The 16,935-nt window shown below is 64.9% G+C and carries 14 protein-coding genes; 2 read left to right on the top strand and 12 right to left on the bottom strand.

Translation table 11 applies throughout. The features are described from left to right. Window positions 1-9 precede the first annotated feature (9 nt). Together AB4Y35_RS30315 and AB4Y35_RS30310 are read left to right on the top strand one after the other, a co-directional pair. Window positions 10-1,161: a CaiB/BaiF CoA-transferase family protein gene (locus tag AB4Y35_RS30315; protein ID WP_324151328.1), complete on the top strand. Its 1,152-nt coding sequence runs from the start codon at window positions 10-12 to the stop codon at window positions 1,159-1,161. 162 nt (window positions 1,162-1,323) lie between these two features. Next, window positions 1,324-2,763: an MFS transporter gene (locus tag AB4Y35_RS30310; protein ID WP_368707297.1), complete on the top strand. Its 1,440-nt coding sequence runs from the start codon at window positions 1,324-1,326 to the stop codon at window positions 2,761-2,763. A 49-nt stretch (window positions 2,764-2,812) separates the two neighbouring features. On the opposite strand, the gene AB4Y35_RS30305 is transcribed toward AB4Y35_RS30310, so the two are convergent. The 12 genes from AB4Y35_RS30305 to tssK all read right to left on the bottom strand — a co-directional run bounded on the left by AB4Y35_RS30305 (window position 2,813) and on the right by tssK (window position 16,556). Further along, window positions 2,813-3,151, bottom strand: a complete 339-nt coding sequence (locus AB4Y35_RS30305; RefSeq protein WP_368707546.1) for a DUF2322 family protein — start codon at window positions 3,149-3,151, stop codon at window positions 2,813-2,815. 80 nt (window positions 3,152-3,231) lie between these two features. Further along, window positions 3,232-4,614 (bottom strand): amidase, encoded by a 1,383-nt coding sequence (locus tag AB4Y35_RS30300; RefSeq protein WP_368707296.1) that lies wholly within the window; start codon window positions 4,612-4,614, stop codon window positions 3,232-3,234. A 47-nt stretch (window positions 4,615-4,661) separates the two neighbouring features. Beyond that, entirely contained in the window at window positions 4,662-5,363 is a 702-nt protein-coding gene (locus tag AB4Y35_RS30295) for a DUF2848 domain-containing protein (protein ID WP_368707295.1), read from the bottom strand. 68 nt (window positions 5,364-5,431) lie between these two features. Then, window positions 5,432-6,751, bottom strand: coding sequence for an MFS transporter (locus AB4Y35_RS30290; RefSeq protein WP_368707294.1), 1,320 nt, complete (start codon window positions 6,749-6,751; stop codon window positions 5,432-5,434). A gap of 63 nt (window positions 6,752-6,814) precedes the next feature. After that, window positions 6,815-7,471 (bottom strand): hypothetical protein, encoded by a 657-nt coding sequence (locus tag AB4Y35_RS30285; RefSeq protein WP_368707293.1) that lies wholly within the window; start codon window positions 7,469-7,471, stop codon window positions 6,815-6,817. Window positions 7,472-7,571: 100 nt separating this feature from the next. Beyond that, the gene (locus tag AB4Y35_RS30280; RefSeq protein WP_368707292.1) at window positions 7,572-8,642 is read right to left on the bottom strand and encodes a LysR family transcriptional regulator; all 1,071 of its coding nucleotides are present in this window, start codon (window positions 8,640-8,642) and stop codon (window positions 7,572-7,574) included. 155 nt (window positions 8,643-8,797) lie between these two features. Beyond that, a complete protein-coding gene (tssE, locus tag AB4Y35_RS30275; protein WP_368707291.1) occupies window positions 8,798-9,229 on the bottom strand; it encodes a type VI secretion system baseplate subunit TssE in 432 nt (143 codons plus the stop codon). 13 nt (window positions 9,230-9,242) lie between these two features. Continuing rightward, window positions 9,243-11,969 carry a type VI secretion system ATPase TssH gene (gene tssH, locus AB4Y35_RS30270; protein ID WP_368707290.1) on the bottom strand — a complete coding sequence of 909 codons (2,727 nt, stop codon included), beginning with the start codon at window positions 11,967-11,969 and terminating at the stop codon, window positions 9,243-9,245. A gap of 153 nt (window positions 11,970-12,122) precedes the next feature. Beyond that, the gene (locus AB4Y35_RS30265) at window positions 12,123-12,608 is read right to left on the bottom strand and encodes an Hcp family type VI secretion system effector (protein WP_266229202.1); all 486 of its coding nucleotides are present in this window, start codon (window positions 12,606-12,608) and stop codon (window positions 12,123-12,125) included. 92 nt (window positions 12,609-12,700) lie between these two features. Beyond that, window positions 12,701-14,479, bottom strand: coding sequence for an OmpA family protein (locus AB4Y35_RS30260; RefSeq protein WP_368707289.1), 1,779 nt, complete (start codon window positions 14,477-14,479; stop codon window positions 12,701-12,703). After that, a complete protein-coding gene (locus tag AB4Y35_RS30255) occupies window positions 14,476-15,207 on the bottom strand; it encodes a DotU family type IV/VI secretion system protein (protein ID WP_368707288.1) in 732 nt (243 codons plus the stop codon). The genes AB4Y35_RS30260 and AB4Y35_RS30255 overlap by 4 nt, the downstream gene beginning before the upstream one ends. After that, window positions 15,204-16,556 (bottom strand): type VI secretion system baseplate subunit TssK, encoded by a 1,353-nt coding sequence (tssK, locus tag AB4Y35_RS30250; protein ID WP_368707287.1) that lies wholly within the window; start codon window positions 16,554-16,556, stop codon window positions 15,204-15,206. The genes AB4Y35_RS30255 and tssK overlap by 4 nt, the downstream gene beginning before the upstream one ends. Window positions 16,557-16,935: the final 379 nt, after the last annotated feature.

Raw genomic sequence — 16,935 nt, 5'->3', positions numbered from 1 at the left:
GAGATCCTTATGAATACGCAAAACCGTTTGCCGCTCGAGGGCGTGCGTGTCGTCGAATTCACGCACATGGTCATGGGCCCCACCTGCGGGATGATCCTCGCGGACCTCGGCGCCGAAGTCATCAAGATCGAACCGCCCGGCGGCGACAAGACGCGCAATCTGCCGGGCCTCGGCATCGGCTTTTTTCGCTCGTTCAACCGCAACAAGAAGAGCGTGGTGCTCGACATCAACACCGAGTCGGGCCGTGCGGCAGCCGTCGAGCTGATCGGCGAGTGCGACGTGATGCTGGAAAACTTCCGGCCCGGCCTGATGGAAAAGCTCGGCCTCGATTACGCCACGCTCTCGCAGCGCTATCCGCGCCTCATTTACGTCTCGCACAAGGGCTTTTTGCCCGGCCCCTATGAAAAGCGTCTCGCGCTCGACGAAGTCGTGCAGATGATGGGCGGCCTCTCGTACATGACCGGGCCTGCGGGGCGGCCGCTGCGCGCCGGAACCTCGGTGAACGACATCATGGGTGGCATGTTCGGCGCGATCGGCGTGCTGGCCGCGCTGCGCGAGCGCGACGCGACCGGGTGCGGCCAGGAGGTGCAGAGCGCGTTGTTCGAGAACTGCGTGTTCCTGAGTGCGCAGCACATGCAGCAGTACGCGATGACGCACGAAGCGCCGCCGCCCATGCCTTCGCGCGTGTCGGCCTGGAGCGTGTACGACGTGTTCACGCTTGCCGAGGGCGAACAGCTTTTCATCGGCGCAGTGAGCGACAAGCAGTTCGTGACGCTGTGCGACGTGATCGGCTGCCCGCAGCTCGCCGACGAGCCGCACTTCGCGAACAACGCGCTGCGCGTGGCGGTGCGGCCCGAACTGCTCGAGCGCCTCGGCGCCGTGCTCGCCACGCAGCAGGTGGCCGAACTCATGCCGCGTCTCGAAGCGGCCGGCATTCCGTACGCGCCGATCGTGCGCCCCGACCAGTTGCTCGACGATCCACACCTCAAGGCGAGCGGCGGACTCGTGCCGATGCAGACCGACGACGGCGGCACGACCGAAGTCGTGCTGCTGCCGCTCATGATGGGTGGCCGCCGTCCCGGCGTGCGCCAGCCGCTAGCCAAGGTGGGCGAGCATACCGAAGCGGTGCTGGCGGCCCTGAAGTCACACGCAGCGCCCTGAGCCGAGGGCAGACGCAGTAACAGCAGCACGTTCGCGGTTCCCTCGCTGGTCTGCCATACGGTTGCGCGTGCCACGAGCCATCAGAAGCTCGCACGCGCCGCGCGCTCGCGGACCGGCGTTCACAAGAATGACGCCCGGCGAGGCGTCGTCACGGAGACAAGCATGCAACGAACCCTCGGCGCGGACGCCCCGCTCGACGCCGTCACGGCCCCACCCGCAGGCAATCGCGCAGCGGCAGCGCTTTCCGCGCGGCTCGACCGCCTGCCCGCCACGCGCCAGCTCTGGATGCTGGTCATGTTGATCTCGCTGGGCGGCTTCTTCGAGGTCTACGATCTCATCTTTACGGGCTATATCGCGCCGGGCATGGCAAAAAGCGGCATGCTGCAAACCACCACGCATGCATTCTTCGGCTTCAACGGCATCGGGGCCTTCGTGGCCGCGACCTTCGCGGGTCTGTTCATCGGCACATTCTGCTTCGGCTGGCTGCCCGACCGATTCGGACGACGAAGCGTTTTCACCTTCTCGCTGCTCTGGTATTCGGTGGGCTCGGTGGCGATGGCGTTTCAGCATACCTCGCAGGGGCTGATCCTGTGGCGCTTCATCACCGGCATCGGTGTGGGCATCGAGATCGTCACCATCGACAGCTATGTCACGGAAATGGTCCCGCAGCAGATGCGCGGGCGCGCCATGGCGCTGAATCAGGCGATCATGTTCGCCGCGGCGCCCATTTCGGCGTTGCTCTCGTGGTGGCTCGTGCCGCAGGCGCCGCTCGGTCTCGACGGCTGGCGCTGGGTCGTGCTCGCCGGCTCGCTCGGAGCGGCGATCGTGTGGTTCGTGCGCCGCGCCGTGCCGGAAAGTCCCCGCTGGCTCGTCACGCACGGTCAAACCGAGGCGGCCGAACGGGTGATCGCGCAGATGGAGCAACGCGCCGTGCGCGAAAGCGGCAAGCTCCTGCCCGAGCCTTCACCCACGCTCGTGCTGCCCGCGCACCGGCGCGCTTCGCTCGCGGAACTCTGGAAGCCGCCGTATCGGGCGCGCCTCATCATGCTGATCGCGTTCAACCTGTGCCAGGCCGTGGGCTATTACGGCTTCGCGAACTGGGTGCCCACGCTTCTGATCGGGCAGGGCGTGACCGTCACGAAGAGCCTGCTCTACGCGGTCGTGATCGCCATTGCGCTGCCGTGCGGGCCGCTGCTCGCGATGCTCGTGGCCGATCGCATCGAGCGCAAGTGGCTCATCGTCGGCTCGGCGTTCGCGGTGATCGTGTTCGGGTTGCTGTTCTCGCAGGCGCGCGGACCGCTCGCGCTGATTTCGCTCGGTGTCCTGATCAGTCTTGCGGGGCAGACCATTTCCGTGTGCTATCACGCTTACCAGGCCGAGCTTTTCCCCACGGCGGTGCGTTGCAGCGCCAACGGCATCGTCTATTCCGCGAGCCGCGTGGGCGCGATGATGTCGGGCTTCATCATCGCCGCGTTGCTGCGCGATTTTGGCGTGAGCGGTGTGTTCGCCGGCATCACCGTGTGCATGCTCGCGGTGATGATTTCCATCGGCGGATTCGGGCCGCGCACGAATGGCGTGCGGCTGGAAGAGCTTTCGGCTTGAGTTGTCAGGGAAGGAGGCGTGCCGGCTGGCACGCCTGCGAAGGCAACGCTCAGGCTGCGGCGATCACGTCGATGCGCAGCGTCGGGCCGCCCGCCGCGATTTCGAGCAGACGATCGACGTTCCGATGTGCGCCCGGACGGTTGCGCGCGTCAGCGGTGTGCTCGGCGAACACGGCGAGGCCATGCTCGGCGGCGTTGGAGTCGAGCGTGCCGAAGGCTTCGCGCAGATAGTGGTAGACCGCGAGCGAGCCCTGCTTGCCGGGCATGTTTTCGATGCTCGCGGCGACGTTGCCCTGAGCGTCCACGAGATCGATGCGCTCGATGCCGTCGATGCCCGGCAGCAGTGCGAGATTGTCCTTGAAGACGGCGCCCGGTTGAATTGCCTGAATCACTGAAAACACTCCGTTGGTTCGATAAATGGCTTTTGTGGAGCCGTATCTTAGCCGATCGGGGCGGGTGGCGCCGTGCATCAGGCGGCGTTCGCGCTCTGCAACACGCTTTCGATCGCGGCGGCGATGCTCAGCACGTGCGCGTCGCTTTCGGCGAGCCCCGCCACGCTCAAGCCCACCGGTGCCTCGCCGCGCGGCGCGCACGGCAGCGATATCGCGCAGCCGTCGAGGAAATTCACGACGGATGGATTGCGCAGGACGAGTGCGTTCGTTGCCGCGAAGTGTGCCGGGTCGGCTTCGAGCGCCGCGATGGCGGGCGGCACGATCGGCACGGTCGGCATGAGGAGGGCATCGAAGTCCGCAAGTGCCGCGCGCGCCTGCGCGATCGTGGCGGCGCGCGCGGCGAGCAGGTCGATGTAGTCGGCTGCGCTCGCCGTTTCGCCCAGGCGGATGCGCGCGAGCACGCGCGGGTCGTAGCGCTGAGCGTGCGCATGGAGCCGGCTGCGGTGCGTCGCGTAAGCCTCGATCGGCGAGAAACCGAAGCGGTTGATGGCGGGCAGCGCCTCCAGCAGCGGCAGGTGCAGCGGGGTAAGCTGCATGCCCGCTCGCGAGAGGCGCGTGAGCGTGGCTTCCCACGTGCGGGCGACATGCGAGTCCATGCCTTCGGTCACGTAGTTCGAAAGTACCGCGAGGCGCAGGCCCCTGGGCGCCGCGGGGCGCACGCGCGCGGCGTCGCCGTCCGTGGGCAGGCCCGCAAGCACGCGGTCCACCAACGCGCAGCACGCCACGCTCGGGGCGATGGCGCCTATCGAGTCGAGCGAAGTCGAGAGCGGGAACACGCCCGCTGTCGGCACGCGACGAGCCGTGGGCTTGAAGCCGGTTAGGCCGCAGAACGCGGCGGGGATGCGCAACGAGCCGCCCGTGTCGCTGCCGAGTCCGACCGCGGCCATGCCGCCCGCCACCGAGGCTGCCGCACCGGACGAGGAGCCGCCTGCCACACATGCCTCGTCGCCGTCGCGCCACGGCGAGCGCGGCGTACCGCGCCACGGATTGAGACCGAGCCCCGAGAAGGCGAACTCGCTCATGTTGGTGCGTCCGAGCGGGACGGCCCCGGCGCGGCGCAGGCGCGCCACGGCGGGTGCGTCGAAGGCGGCGGGCGGTGTGTCGTCGAGCACGCGCGAACCCGCGCGCGTGGGTTCGCCCGCCACGTCGAACAGGTCCTTGATGGAGACCGGCAGGCCCGCGAGCGGCGAGAGCCGCACACCCGCGCGGCGCAGCGCGTCCTGGGCGTCAGCCTCGCGCCGGGCACGTTCCGAGTCGAGGGCAATGAACGCGTGGTCGCCGTTGCCGCCAGCGGCTTCGATGCGTTCCAGCGCGGTTTCCACGAGCGCACGGCTCGTCGTGTGGGCCGCGTCGAGGTCGGCGGCGAGTTGGGAGAGGGGCGCGGCAGGGAGGAATGACATGGGTGCGTTACGCGTGTTCGGGGAAAAGGATGAGAGCTCGGGCCGCTTCAGGCGACAACGGGCAGAGCGCGAACCGCGTAACGCGCGCGCAGGCTGCGTTCGAGCACCGGGTCGTGCAGTTCGAGTTCGAACGCGTCGCCCGAGTCCATCGCCGCCATCTCGCCGTTCACGGAGAGCGTGCCGCTGTACATCGCGCTGCCCGGCGGCAGCGCGCCCGTTTCCGTGTAGCGGCGCCACAGGTCGGGCGGCGGCAGGAGGCCGTCCACGGCGCCGCTCTGGTAGGCGCGCGTTTGCCCGTTCGCGGCGACGAGTGTGGCGCGCATCGTCAGGCGGTCCCAGTGGCCGGCCACGTCCTCGTAGCGCCACGCCTCGCGGCCCAGCGGCTTCGGGCATACCTGCTTGGACACCGCCACGCTGTACGCCTCGGCCTTGCGGTCGGTGTGATCGGAGCCGATTGTCACGAGCGTGCCGAGCGGACTCGCCACGAGCACGCACTCGATCTCGCCGCTCGTGTGGGTGCCGAGCACGTCCACGGTCTCGGTCTGGTTCAGTTGCTCCGGACCCACGCGGTAGAAGAGCGGCGTACTCGAAGGCGGCGCCACGCCGAGCGCGGCGAGTTCGTCGATGTGGTGCTGGATCGCGTGGACATCTCGGCCAGCCCAGCCGGCGATCACGAGCGTGTCGATGTCGAGAGAAAGCGGCGTGGCTGTGCCACCGGCCGGAAGGACGGTGAAGGAAAGCGTCGTCATGATGGTAGTTCGAGAGAGGTGGAGCGCACCCGGCGCACTTCCTGGTGCGCCGGGAGGAAAGCCGGAGGTCAGTCCTGCAGCGGGCGATGCGCTGTTTCGCGTGCGGCGATCAGGGCGATGCCGGTGACGATGAGTGCGCCGCTCACGTAGAGCGAGACGGCTGCGGTGCTGTGCCAGCTGCGGAACAGCGCAACGATGATGAGCGGTGCGAAGCCGCCGCCGAGGATCCCGGCGAGCGTATAGGCGAGCGAAGAGCCGGCATAGCGCACGCGCGTCGGGAACTGCTCGGTGACGAAGGCGGCCTGCGGACCGTACATCACCGCGTGAATGACGAGGCCGATCATGACGGCGAGCACAATCAGCGCGGGTTGTGAGGTGTTCATCAGCATGAAGAAGCCGAACGCCCAGACGATTCCCGCGATCACGCCGCCGAGGTACACGGGCCGCCGCCCGAAACGGTCGGAGAGCGCGCCGAAGAACGGCACCGCAAGGGCGTTGCAGGCAGTGCCCGCGAGCACGGCGGTGAGCGCGAGCGGACGCGAGAGATTGAGTACTGTGGTCACATAGGTGAGCGTGAACACGACGAGCAGTGCGTAGAGCACGTCGGAGCCGATGCGCGCGCCGCCTGCCACGATGAGGCGACGCCAGTGCTGCGAGAACACTTCGAGTACGGGCACCTCTGCCGTGGCGTGCGCTTCGTTGAGCTTCTCGAATTGCGGCGTTTCACCGACGCTGCTGCGCACCCAGATACCGAAGGCCACGAGCAGCAGGCTCGCGAGGAACGGAACGCGCCAGCCCCACGAGAGGAACGCATCGGACGACACGGAGATCGTGATGACGGCGATGAAGCCCGTGCCGAGCAGCGTGCCGAACGAGGGCCCGACTTGCGCCCACGAAGCGTTCAGGCCGCGCTTCTTCTGGTCGCCGTGCTCCACGGCGAGCAGCACCGCGCCCGCCCATTCGCCGCCGAGCGCGATGCCCTGCACGAAGCGCAGCGCGACGAGCAGCATCGGGCTCAGAATGCCGGCCGTGGCATAGGTGGGCAGCACGCCCATCAACGCCGTGGTGATGCCCATGAGCACGAGGGTGATCATGAGCACGGCGCGGCGCCCGAGCCGGTCGCCGAGATTGCCGAAGATGAAGCCGCCGAGCGGCCGTGACACGTAGCCCACGGCATAGGTCGAGAACGCGAGCAGCGTGCCTGCAAGCGGATCGACCGAAGGGAAGAACAGGTGATTGAAGACCAGCGCGGCGAGCGTGTTGTAGACGGTGAAGTCATACCATTCGAGCGACGTGCCGATCATGCTGGCGCTCGCAAGACGGCCGCGTCCGGCACGGGTGCTGCCGATCGTCGAGGCCTGGGCGAGAGAGTTCATCGGGGTCTCCATAGTCGTTGGACGGGCCGTGTGTTGCGTGTAGCGTTGTGTGAAGCGCCTGGGGCCTCTGTTGCGTCACGCCGCGAGGCGCCAGAGCATGTCGAAGCTGCGCACCGTGTCGCGCGCAACGCCCGCGGCTTGCGCGAGCTGTTCGGCGGCGGCGCGCGCCGCAGCGTTCGAACTGCCTTCCACGAACACGACCGCATCTTCCTGTACGGCGCGCGCCGTGCTCGTATCGTCGCCGGTTGCAAGCGGCGAGGAGAGCGTGCCTTCGGTGCGGAATACGCGCACCGCATGGACGCCGGGCTCGTGCGTGGCGGTAACGGCCGCATCGCGCCAGTTGGCGGCGGCGAGCGTCTGCGGTGCGGCCACGAAGATCGCGACGTGAGCGCCTTCGCCTGCACCGGCCTCGAACGCAAGCTCGCCCACGCGGCGCTGCGTGTCGCTCATGCGCGCGAAGTTGCGCAGCGACCAGTCGGTCTGCACCGTGAAGGCCTGCCGGTAGGCGTCGCTGCGAAACACATCGAGCGATTCCGTCACGTAGAGCGCGAGATAGCGGCGCGCGTGACCGTCGTTGGCGAGAAAGCGCCGCGCATGGCGAAAGCCGCGAATGCCCACGCGCTCCTGCATGTGCTCGCGGTCGTACCACGTGTTGAAGTCGGCTTCGGCCTGCGGGTCGGTATCGGTCCAGATGCAAAGCTGGCCGGGCTGGGCGTTCGGTGTCGTGCTCATCGGGTCTTCCTGCGCATACGTTGAATCGGATAGACGCAGTGTGGCGAGCGCGGGCCGCTTCGGTCCAACAAGAAAAAAAATACGCTGTGAACAGGTTTTCTTATCGCCCGTTTTTGGCGCTGGGGGCGCGTGACGGGTTTGCCGCGCGCTGGCGCGAGGGTTTCGTGGACTCTGCAGCGGTTTTTGTGGCGGACTTTGCAGCGCCTGCGGCGCGGGCTGGGGTTTTCGGGCGGCGCGCGATGCTGGCGGATCTGGCTGGCTCCCCGCCGCCGAGTTCCGACCCTAAAGTGAGCACAAACGCTTGAGCCTGCTCCGCGGCCAGTTCGGCGATGCGCGCGGGCAACGGATGAATCTGCAGGCGATAGCTCGCAACGAGCGGCAGCGGCACGAAGCCACTTTCCACGTCAAGCACTTCGAGCGTCCCCTCGCGCAATTCGCGCTGGATGATGGCGGGCGGCAGCACGCTAACGCCGAAGCCATCGGCCACGAGCCGGATCATGGCTGCCACCGAACTGATGCAGTTGATACGCACTGGGCGTTCCACCGCGCGCGCAAATTCGCGTTCGAGGGCGATATGCGGCCCAGAGTTCCTCGAGAAGCTGACGATGGGAAATTCGGCGAGCCGCGCAAGATCGACGCTTTGGCCCGAGAGCCCGAGCGTGGGGCTCGCCACCCAGCGCATGGGAAATTCGCACAGCGACAGGTCGGCGAACTCGCGGTCGCCTAGCGCGTGCGTTTGCAGGATCAGATCGACGGCGTCGGCTCGCAGCAATTGCGTGAGGTGGATCGTGGTGTCGCTCGTGACCTCGATCTCCAGATGCGGAAAGCGCTCGCGCACGCGCGCCATCAGCGCAGGAAACCAGCTATGCACGATCGACTCGACCACGCCGATGCGAATGAGGCCTCCACCTCCGCTTGTGTCTTCTACTTCCCGGCGCATCTCCTCGCCGAGATTCACGATGCGTTCGGCGTACGCGAGCATCTTGCGGCCCGCGGGCGTGAGCGTAGCTGAGCGCGAATTGCGGTCGAAGAGGCGCACGTCGAAGTTCTCCTCCAGCGAAGCGATGCGGCTCGACACGGCCGCCTGCGTGGTGTGGAGCTTTTCCGCGGTGAGGCGGAAGTTCTGCAGGCGCGCTAGCCAGATGAATGTTTCGAGAAACCGGATATTCATGATCAGGTGAAGGGCGGACGGCGAGGACGCATGATAGCGCGTTGCAGGGTGTTTATCGTTCGTGCGCCCGGATCAGCTGGCGATGTATAACCTGGGTTGCGTTGGACTGCAAAATAAAGTGATCGTTGAAGGACTTTACGATGATCGAAAACGAACTAGCACTCAGGCTCGCGAATGACGAGCCGCTCGACACGCATGCGCCCGGGTGGCTCGAAGTAGGTTCCGAACCGAACCAGCCCGGCTTTCCTCAGATGGCAGACCATCGTGAAGCTCACGAGGAGCCCGGGATCGGGCTTGTCGCTGATCTCGATGTCGATCGAACGCAGACGCGGCTCGAACTTGAGCAGCGTGTTCTCCATCTGGTTGCGCAAATCGTGGACTGACGCCGGCAGGTTCTTGTAGACGTCGGTCAGGTCCGGCAATCCAAAGTCGGGCACATGCTTGAGCGCACCCGCCCGAGTATTCAGGATTCGCCCGATGTTTGCCTGGATGCTCAGGATTTCGAGCGTGTTGTCATCGTGGTTTCCGAGTGCCTCGCCATTGATGTGGCCAAGCAGCATGTCGTAGAGGGACGGGCCTGTCGGCATGGTGAGGTCTCCGTTAGCCGGACGTGGTTTCGGTCGTGGCTGCGACCGGCTCAACCTGATCCACGAAATCAATCGCGAGGCCGCCTTCAGCCGAGCTCGACAGGACGATCTGCGCCGGGGATGTGCCGCTCGCCATGCGCGTGAGCAGCTCACGCGACACCGCCGGGAGTACGTGCTGGTTGAGGAAGGCATCGACGTTGCGTGCGCCAGAATCACGGGCAAGGCAAAGCTCGGCGATCGCCGAAATCAGGGAGTCGCCGCAATCCAGTTCGACACCGTGCTGACATTTCAGGCGCTCGGCCACCTTGTCGAGCTTCATGCGCACGATGGCGCCGAGTGCGATGGCGTCGAGCGGCTTGTACACCAGCGTCTGGAAACGCGCGAGCAGCGCCGGCTGGAAGTGGGCAACGAGCTGTGGCCGGATGGCCTCGAGTAGTTCGGGTTGCGCGCTGTCCGGATGGTCGGCAGTGAACTCGTCGATCTGCGCACTGCCGAGGTTGGAGGTCATCAGGATCACGCAGTTACGAAAATCAATTTCACGTCCCTCTCCGTCGCGCATCGCTCCTCGATCGAACACCTGGTAGAACAGGTCCAGCACGTCGCGATGGGCCTTTTCGACTTCGTCGAGCAGCACGACGCTGTACGGGCGTTGTCGCACGGCCTCCGTGAGCACACCGCCGCGGCCATAACCGACATAACCCGGCGGCGAGCCCTTGAGCTGCGAAACCGTGTGGGCTTCCTGATACTCCGACATGTTGATCGTGGTGAGCGCCGCCGCGCCGCCGAACAGCAGATTGGCCAATGCGAGTGCGGTCTCGGTCTTGCCCACACCGGAGGGACCCGCGAGCAAAAACACGCCGAGCGGTGCATGCTCGTTCTTTAATCCGACCTTGGCGGTGCGCAGGCTTTCCGCAAGCGCGACAAGTGCGTCGTCCTGGGCGACGACCCGTTTCGCGAGCTGCGCCTCGAGCGTGAGAAGGCTCTGCAGTTCGTCCTCGACGAGACTCCCAACGGGCACGCCGGTCCATTCGGCGACCACGCGCGCAACTGCCTGGGCGTCCACGTCTGCGTGAATCAGGGGTGCCTTGCCCTGGATGCGCTGGAGCGCTTGCTGTGCCTGCGCGAGGGAGCCGGGCTCGCCACCCGATGCAGACGCTCGTTGTTCATGCAGTGCACGCACGGACGCAAGTTCCTGGTCATAGCGCTGCTGCAACGTCTCAAGCGCGGCCTGCGCCTCGACGAGTGCCGCGCGAAGTTCCGCCTGACGCGTCTTCATCTCCGCGATGCCCGCCCGAGCGTCGTCTTCCACCGTCGAGCGTTCCAGCTCCAGCGCTGAGACGGCCGCGCGTGCGCGCTCCAGGTCGGCTGGGGGCGATTCGAGCCCCATCCGTACGCGTGCCGCAGCCGTGTCGATCAGGTCGACCGCCTTGTCCGGCAACTGGCGCGCCGGGATGTAACGGCGCGACAGCTTGACTGCGGCCACGAGCGCGTCATCGCGAATGTGCACGTTGTGGTACTGCGCATAACGACTCTTGAGCCCGCGCAGCATCAGGCACGCTGCGTCGTCATCGGGCTCCTCCACCTTGATCATCTGGAAGCGCCGCTCGAGCGCGGCGTCGCGCTCGAAGTATTCCTTGTATTCCGACCAGGTGGTTGCCGCGATCGTGCGCAACTCGCCGCGCGCGAGCGCGGGTTTGAGCAGGTTGGCCGCATCGGCGCCGCCGGCGGCATTGCCGGCGCCGATGAGCGTATGCGCCTCGTCGATGAAGAGCAGGATCGGCACGCTCGATGCCTGCACCTCGTCGATCACATTCTTCAGACGTTGCTCGAATTCGCCTTTCACGCCGGCACCCGCCTGGAGCAGGCCAAGGTCGAGCGTGAGGATACGCACGTCGCGGATCACATTGGGCACCGTGCCTTCGGCCACACGAAGCGCGAGGCCCTCGACGAGCGCTGTTTTTCCCACACCCGGCTCACCGACGAGGATGGGATTGTTCTTCCGCCGGCGCGCGAGCACGTCGACCATCTGCTGGATCTCGCGATCGCGGCCAAAGACCGGATCGATCTGGCCGTCGCGCGCCTTGCCGGTGATGTCGATCGCAAAGCGGGCGAGGGCGTCACCGTCGACGCTGCGTACGATCGCCGGCGTTGCGTTTGTCGGCTCCGCGAGATTCGCGCTACCGGCCGCTGGCGCCGTGGTGACAGCGGTCGTTTGCGGTTCCGGCTGTTCGGGCGGGTTTTCGCTCGTGCGCGATCCCAGACGAGGCAACAAACGCTGGATCTGCGCGCTGCTTACGGATAGCAGCGGCCAGGTGGAGCGTGTGCGCAGCACGTGCGGCGCCTCGACGATGGCTTGCAGAACATGTCCCGAGCGGATCGTCGTTTCATGTGCATCGCGGGCGTTGAGCGCATGGGACCAGGCGTCCTGCAGGACGGCGGCCAGTTGCGGAGAGAGGCCCGGCCGGCCGCGCAGGTTGCGCGGGGTGTGCTCGATGGCGCCGAGCAACGCGTTCCATAGGGGGTCTACGTCCAGATCGTAGTGGTCAAGGATAGCGGCAACATCGCCGTCGCCGGCTTCGAGCAGTTTGAGTAGCCAGTGCTCGACCGTGATTTCATCAGCAAGCCGTGTCTGGCACAGACTTGCTGCTGCCTCGAGCGCCGCCGTGCAATGCGGATTGAGCCTGCGCAGAAGCTGGCTGATATCCCGGGAATGTGTGCTTCGATCGTTGTACAGGGTCATGTCGTGGCTGCCTGTGCGGGCGCAGAGGGCAAGGGGGCGGCCTCTGGAAGTGGCCGTCCGATGCAGCAAAAAGCACCAGTCCGCGTGCGCGGACTGGCGAAATGGGGGCCGTCATGCCGTGACGACCGCCGGACCAGCGTCGGGAAGCAAGGTTCAGGAGCGCTCGTTCCAGGTGTCCTTGTGGATGATGTTGCCGTCCTTGTAGGACCACGTGATGGTCTCGTAACGCAGCTCGACTTCCTCGAGGTGGTTGTGCTTTTCGTAGTCGGGGATCTTGATGTCGAGCATCTTCGGCCGGACCGCCACGACCTTCACGTTCTCGAGCTTCGTGTTGAAGTATTCCTTCTCCTTGCCGGCGTCGTCGATCTTGTACCACTTGATCTCGGCCGACTTGAGCGTCTGGCCGCTCGTTACCGCCTTGTAGAGATACGGCGTCGACGCGTCGGTTTCCTTCACGAGCGTGATCGGCGCGTGCACGCGCGTGCCGGTCAGCTTGCCGGTGTTGCCATCGGTCGGAATGTGCAGGTCGTGGTTGAACTGCGTGATCTCGATGCTGCCCTCGCGCCCCTGAACAGTCACCGACCCCTTGATGTCAGCGCCACCATCGTCCTTGAGCCACATGTATGACGGGATTGCCATTGCTTAACTCCATTTTTTCGTACTACGAATTGCCCGGAAACAGTGACCGGGCCCGCGAAACCCGAAGCCTGGGCTTCGGGGGCAAACGCTCCCTACCTGGGCCCCGCTCCGGGCGCTACCGTTTGCGTGGCGGCAGCCGCCGGCGCGGTCTGCACCGCGTCAGGTACGAGGGTGATTTCTACACGTCGATTTTTCGCACGCCCGGCGTCCGTGTCGTTCTCCGCAAGTGGCCGGGTGTCACCGTAGCCCTGGATCGCGAATTGCGTCGCCGGGATGCCGGAGGCATCAACCAGCCAGTCGCGCACGGACTGGGCGCGCGCGGTTGAAAGCAGCAGATTGCTATCGGGCTTGCCGATGTTGTCGGTGTGGCCCGCCACGAGAATCCGCTTGTCCGGATGCGCCTTGATCAGCTCGAGCGCGTTGACCATGAACCGTGTCGAGCCGTCTCTGAGTTGGGCCTTGCCGCTGTCGAACAGCGACATGCTGTCAAGCGTAATAACCGTTGGCGGCGGCGGGGGCGGCTGATAGGAGGCAATCGCGTTGTTGAGCGCCGGGATTAGTTTCGCGCCGCGGTACAGTCCGAACGACAGATCGAGCGGGACCCCCGTTCGTGCGTAGCGGTCGAGTTCGTCGCGATCATTCACGAGAGTCTTAAGCGCTTCGCGCCGTGCCACGTCGTGGTCGGCCGGAATCATCGAGTAACGCCCAAGATCGGCTTGAATACGCGAGAGCAGCGTTTGATTGTTTTTTCCGGCACAGTAAAACGCAACGCCGGCCGCGCACGCGAACATCGCAAGGGCATGGATCAGCGCCACGAGCCGGGGCGATCTCCAGTGCCGCACGGGCAGGGCCTCGATCAGCGGCTGCGGTAGCGGCCATGGCGCAGGTGACGCCGGCGCCGTGTTGCGCACCACGCTCGTCTGCATTTCCACATCCACGCTCCATGGGCTGCCTGCACGGCCCGCGGGGCCGCAGTCGATCCAGCCGGCACCGAACAGCGCCAGGGGCATAGCCGGCTGCCGCGGGTCTGTAAGCGCGTGCAGCACGACGCGCTGTGTCCAGCCGATGAGCGACGCAAGTGCCGCGGCCCGCGTGGCCGCCACATTGCGGTTTGGTGCGCCCATGATCTCGTCTTCTGCGGCCCGTATCACGGTCTCGAATCGCTGCGCGTCAATCATTCGGGAGGCCGACGAAACACCGTGCCATTGCGGCCCGGCAAGCCCCGCGGCTTCGGTCGTCAGTCGCTGATACACCGCGACATAGCCGGGAAGAACGCGCGCGCCGAGCAAGCGCGCGGCGTCGGCGAGTGCCTGACGTGCCGCGCGCAATGACTGGGTTAGAAGATCGACATCCGTATATCTTGCCGGCACAACCGAGACCACGACGCCATCGGGGGCGCGCCCGTCACGCCACTGCTTCACGGCGATGGCCAGACGCGCCAGATCTTTGGGGCTGTCCACGCGTAACCAGATTGCGCCTTCCCCGACGTAGGTGAAACGCTCGCCTTCATTCCTGTTGAACAGTGCGGGCAGATCATCGCCCGTCACCAGCACGAGTGGCATTCGGGTACGGAGGTCGACGGGTATGCCGGCCGTTGCTTGCCCAAGTGCGGAAAGAACCTGCGCGCCCTGGCTGCGCGCGATGGCGATTCGCCGGGTATACAGGACCGCGAGCAGCATGGCGACAAACACGACCACGCCGGAGAACAGCCACGCAAGCACCGGGCCGACTCGCGCCACGCACCAGACCAGGATGAGCGCCAGAGCGGTCCCAACAAGAACCTGCAGCCGGAACGGGTAGTCGAGTCCTTCGTGGCCGCGAAGCTGCGCATCGTTGGGGGCCGAAGTCAGCAGGGGCAGGTCTGACTTCACGGCTGCACAACCTTTACCGGCGGAATGTGTGTGACCTGCCCGTTGAGTGCGACGGCCCACGTACTCCAGATGATTGCCGCAACCATGCAGACGACCGCGGCTATAACCCATGGCGAAAGCCGATGGAACCAGTCGAAAAGCGGGCGTCCCGCTCGATCCGAGATAAACGACTGCGCCTCATGCGGTCGAAGTGTCTTCAGGCGTGCGTTGAGCGCGCCCATGAGTTCGACGAGCTTGCTTTCCCCCTCGAGCGCATAGCGCCCCCTAAAGCCCATGCCGAGCATCGCGGCGTAACCTTCGAGCAGGTCTGCATGCGGTGCCGCTTCTCGCAGGCGCGCCTCGATCCGGTCAATGACGAACTCGCCTGCGTCGTGCACCTTGAACCGCTCGACCTGAAACGGGTTGAGTGCCCACGCTGCCCGGCTGCCTTCAGGGAGATTCCGCAGCGCCGTTTCATCGATCAGGCCGCACTGCGCGAGCGAGACTTCGCGCTTGACGTCTTCGGGATAGCCGTATTGCGTGAGGGCGTCCGAGAACCTCTGGATCAGCTTGCGGCAGTCGTTGCGGAACTTCTCCGCATCCTTTACGGTTCCGTCGTCGCCGAGTGAGGTGACGAGCAGTCCGGTGTCACGCAGCAGGTCCCGGATGCCGGGTGTGCTCGCGCGGCCAAAGTCGGGCTCCGACGCAAGTCGCGCGGACGCGTCGTGGCGATCGTTCAGGACTTTCATGAGCGCAGCACCGCGTAAAGTTCAAGCGAGGCATCAGCGACCGACCCCGGCAGATAGATCTGGCAGGCTCTCGCAGCGAGCATCCTCTCGTATGCGGGACCGCTGGAGTCCAGCGAAAAATACTGGTTGTCCAGTCGCACGGGGATGGCGCCGGGCACACGTTGGACCGCCTTGAGCGGAATGCCAGGCAATGCAGAATTGACGATGTGTTCGACATCATCCGGTGCGCCGATCTTGCACAGACGCGGAAACTGTTCGACCAGATCGAATGCAGTCATGCGCGCGTTGACAGACAGGTACCAGTCGGACACACCATCGACGATGCGCTCGTCAAGGAACTGTCCAGCCCATGTCGTCGGGGTTTTGCGCGTGAGACCAATAGGGATCACGCGGGACGGAATGATTGCATCGAGCAGTTCCCGGATCATCGATTCCAGCTTTGCGAACACATCGTCGGCATAGGCGTGGTCCCACGCGGGAATGTCGGCAAGCTGCACGGCGGTAGAGAATGTCGTCAGGGCGCTGACCAGTTGGGCGAGCGTGACATAAAGCTGCTCAGGTGGCCGCGCGGGATGTGACAGGAAGAGCCGTATTTGCGGCCACGCCGTATGGATGCAGTGCAGCAGCCAGAACAGCTGCACGTCGGCAACGCCGTATTCGGTAACCTGCTCGACGCGTTCGCTGCGACGCGCGCCAAGTACGAGACTCTTTGCCTGCAGGATGTCCGCGAGGCGGTTGAGTCGCTCCATGTGCAGCGGATGACTGTCCAGCGTGAGACACGGCGGCACAAAGCGGTGATCGACCTGGAACTGGCCGTTCGCTGCGCGCGTGAGGCGCGCAATAGCGCAGACAGTGTCATCGGCATGCGGCTCGAAATCAAAGAGCAGGCGCAGCGCATGGCGCTCGACCGCGATCTCGGTCTCGGCTGTACCATTCAGATCCACGACCTTCACGAACTCGCGATAGGAGCGTCGCGGCCGCGCGAGCGCTGTTTCGTCAAAACGACAGTTGTTGCCATTGGCGTCGGGCAGCGCGAGCGCGGCATAAACGATCAAGCTCTGGCGGTCCGCCGGGATACCCTGCGTCAGATCGCGTCCTCCGGGTATCGCGTCGCTGACTGTCGAGTCGAAAGGGGTACCGTCGGGCAGGCGCAGCTTGAGCTGCTCGAGTTTCAGCCGGCCCGTCTTGAGCGCTTCTTCATCCACGACGACACCCAGCGTGCCCCACGGCTCGGCAAAAGCCGCGGCCACGAACTGCTGTACGGCGAATTCGGTTGCGCGCTCCATCTGCTGGAAGTGTTGCTGCGAAAGGATCAGGCCGTCGTGCCAGAGAGGTTTATGGATACGCATAGGCGATGGTCTCTTGTGGTTCGTACTTTTTTTCTTTCATTACGGTGACTTCAATCGAGGAAGTCGAACGGCTTTATACAAGGTAAACCGGAGTTTGTATCGAATTGGATTTGAGTTCTGACAAACGTTAACAACTCGCATAAAAATAATATGCTGATCGCGTATCTCGATATTTGTTTCTGAAAAATAACATGATGGATGTCAATCTCGAATGTTGATATTGATTGTTTTGGTTATCGTGAAATATTCAAGAATCTGATTCAAAAAATTAACAATTGAATATTTAGAGATAAAGTCGAAAAGAAATTCCAATTGACGACATGTACATAATCAGATTTAATGGGCCGTCGCAAACAGGTCGCACGAATGGAGACCACGC

Source organism: Paraburkholderia sp. EG286A, from assembly GCF_040965375.1.
Lineage (GTDB): Bacteria > Pseudomonadota > Gammaproteobacteria > Burkholderiales > Burkholderiaceae > Paraburkholderia.
The sequence above is the reverse complement of the archived record's forward strand: the minus strand, read 5'-3'. Positions and strand labels throughout refer to the sequence as shown.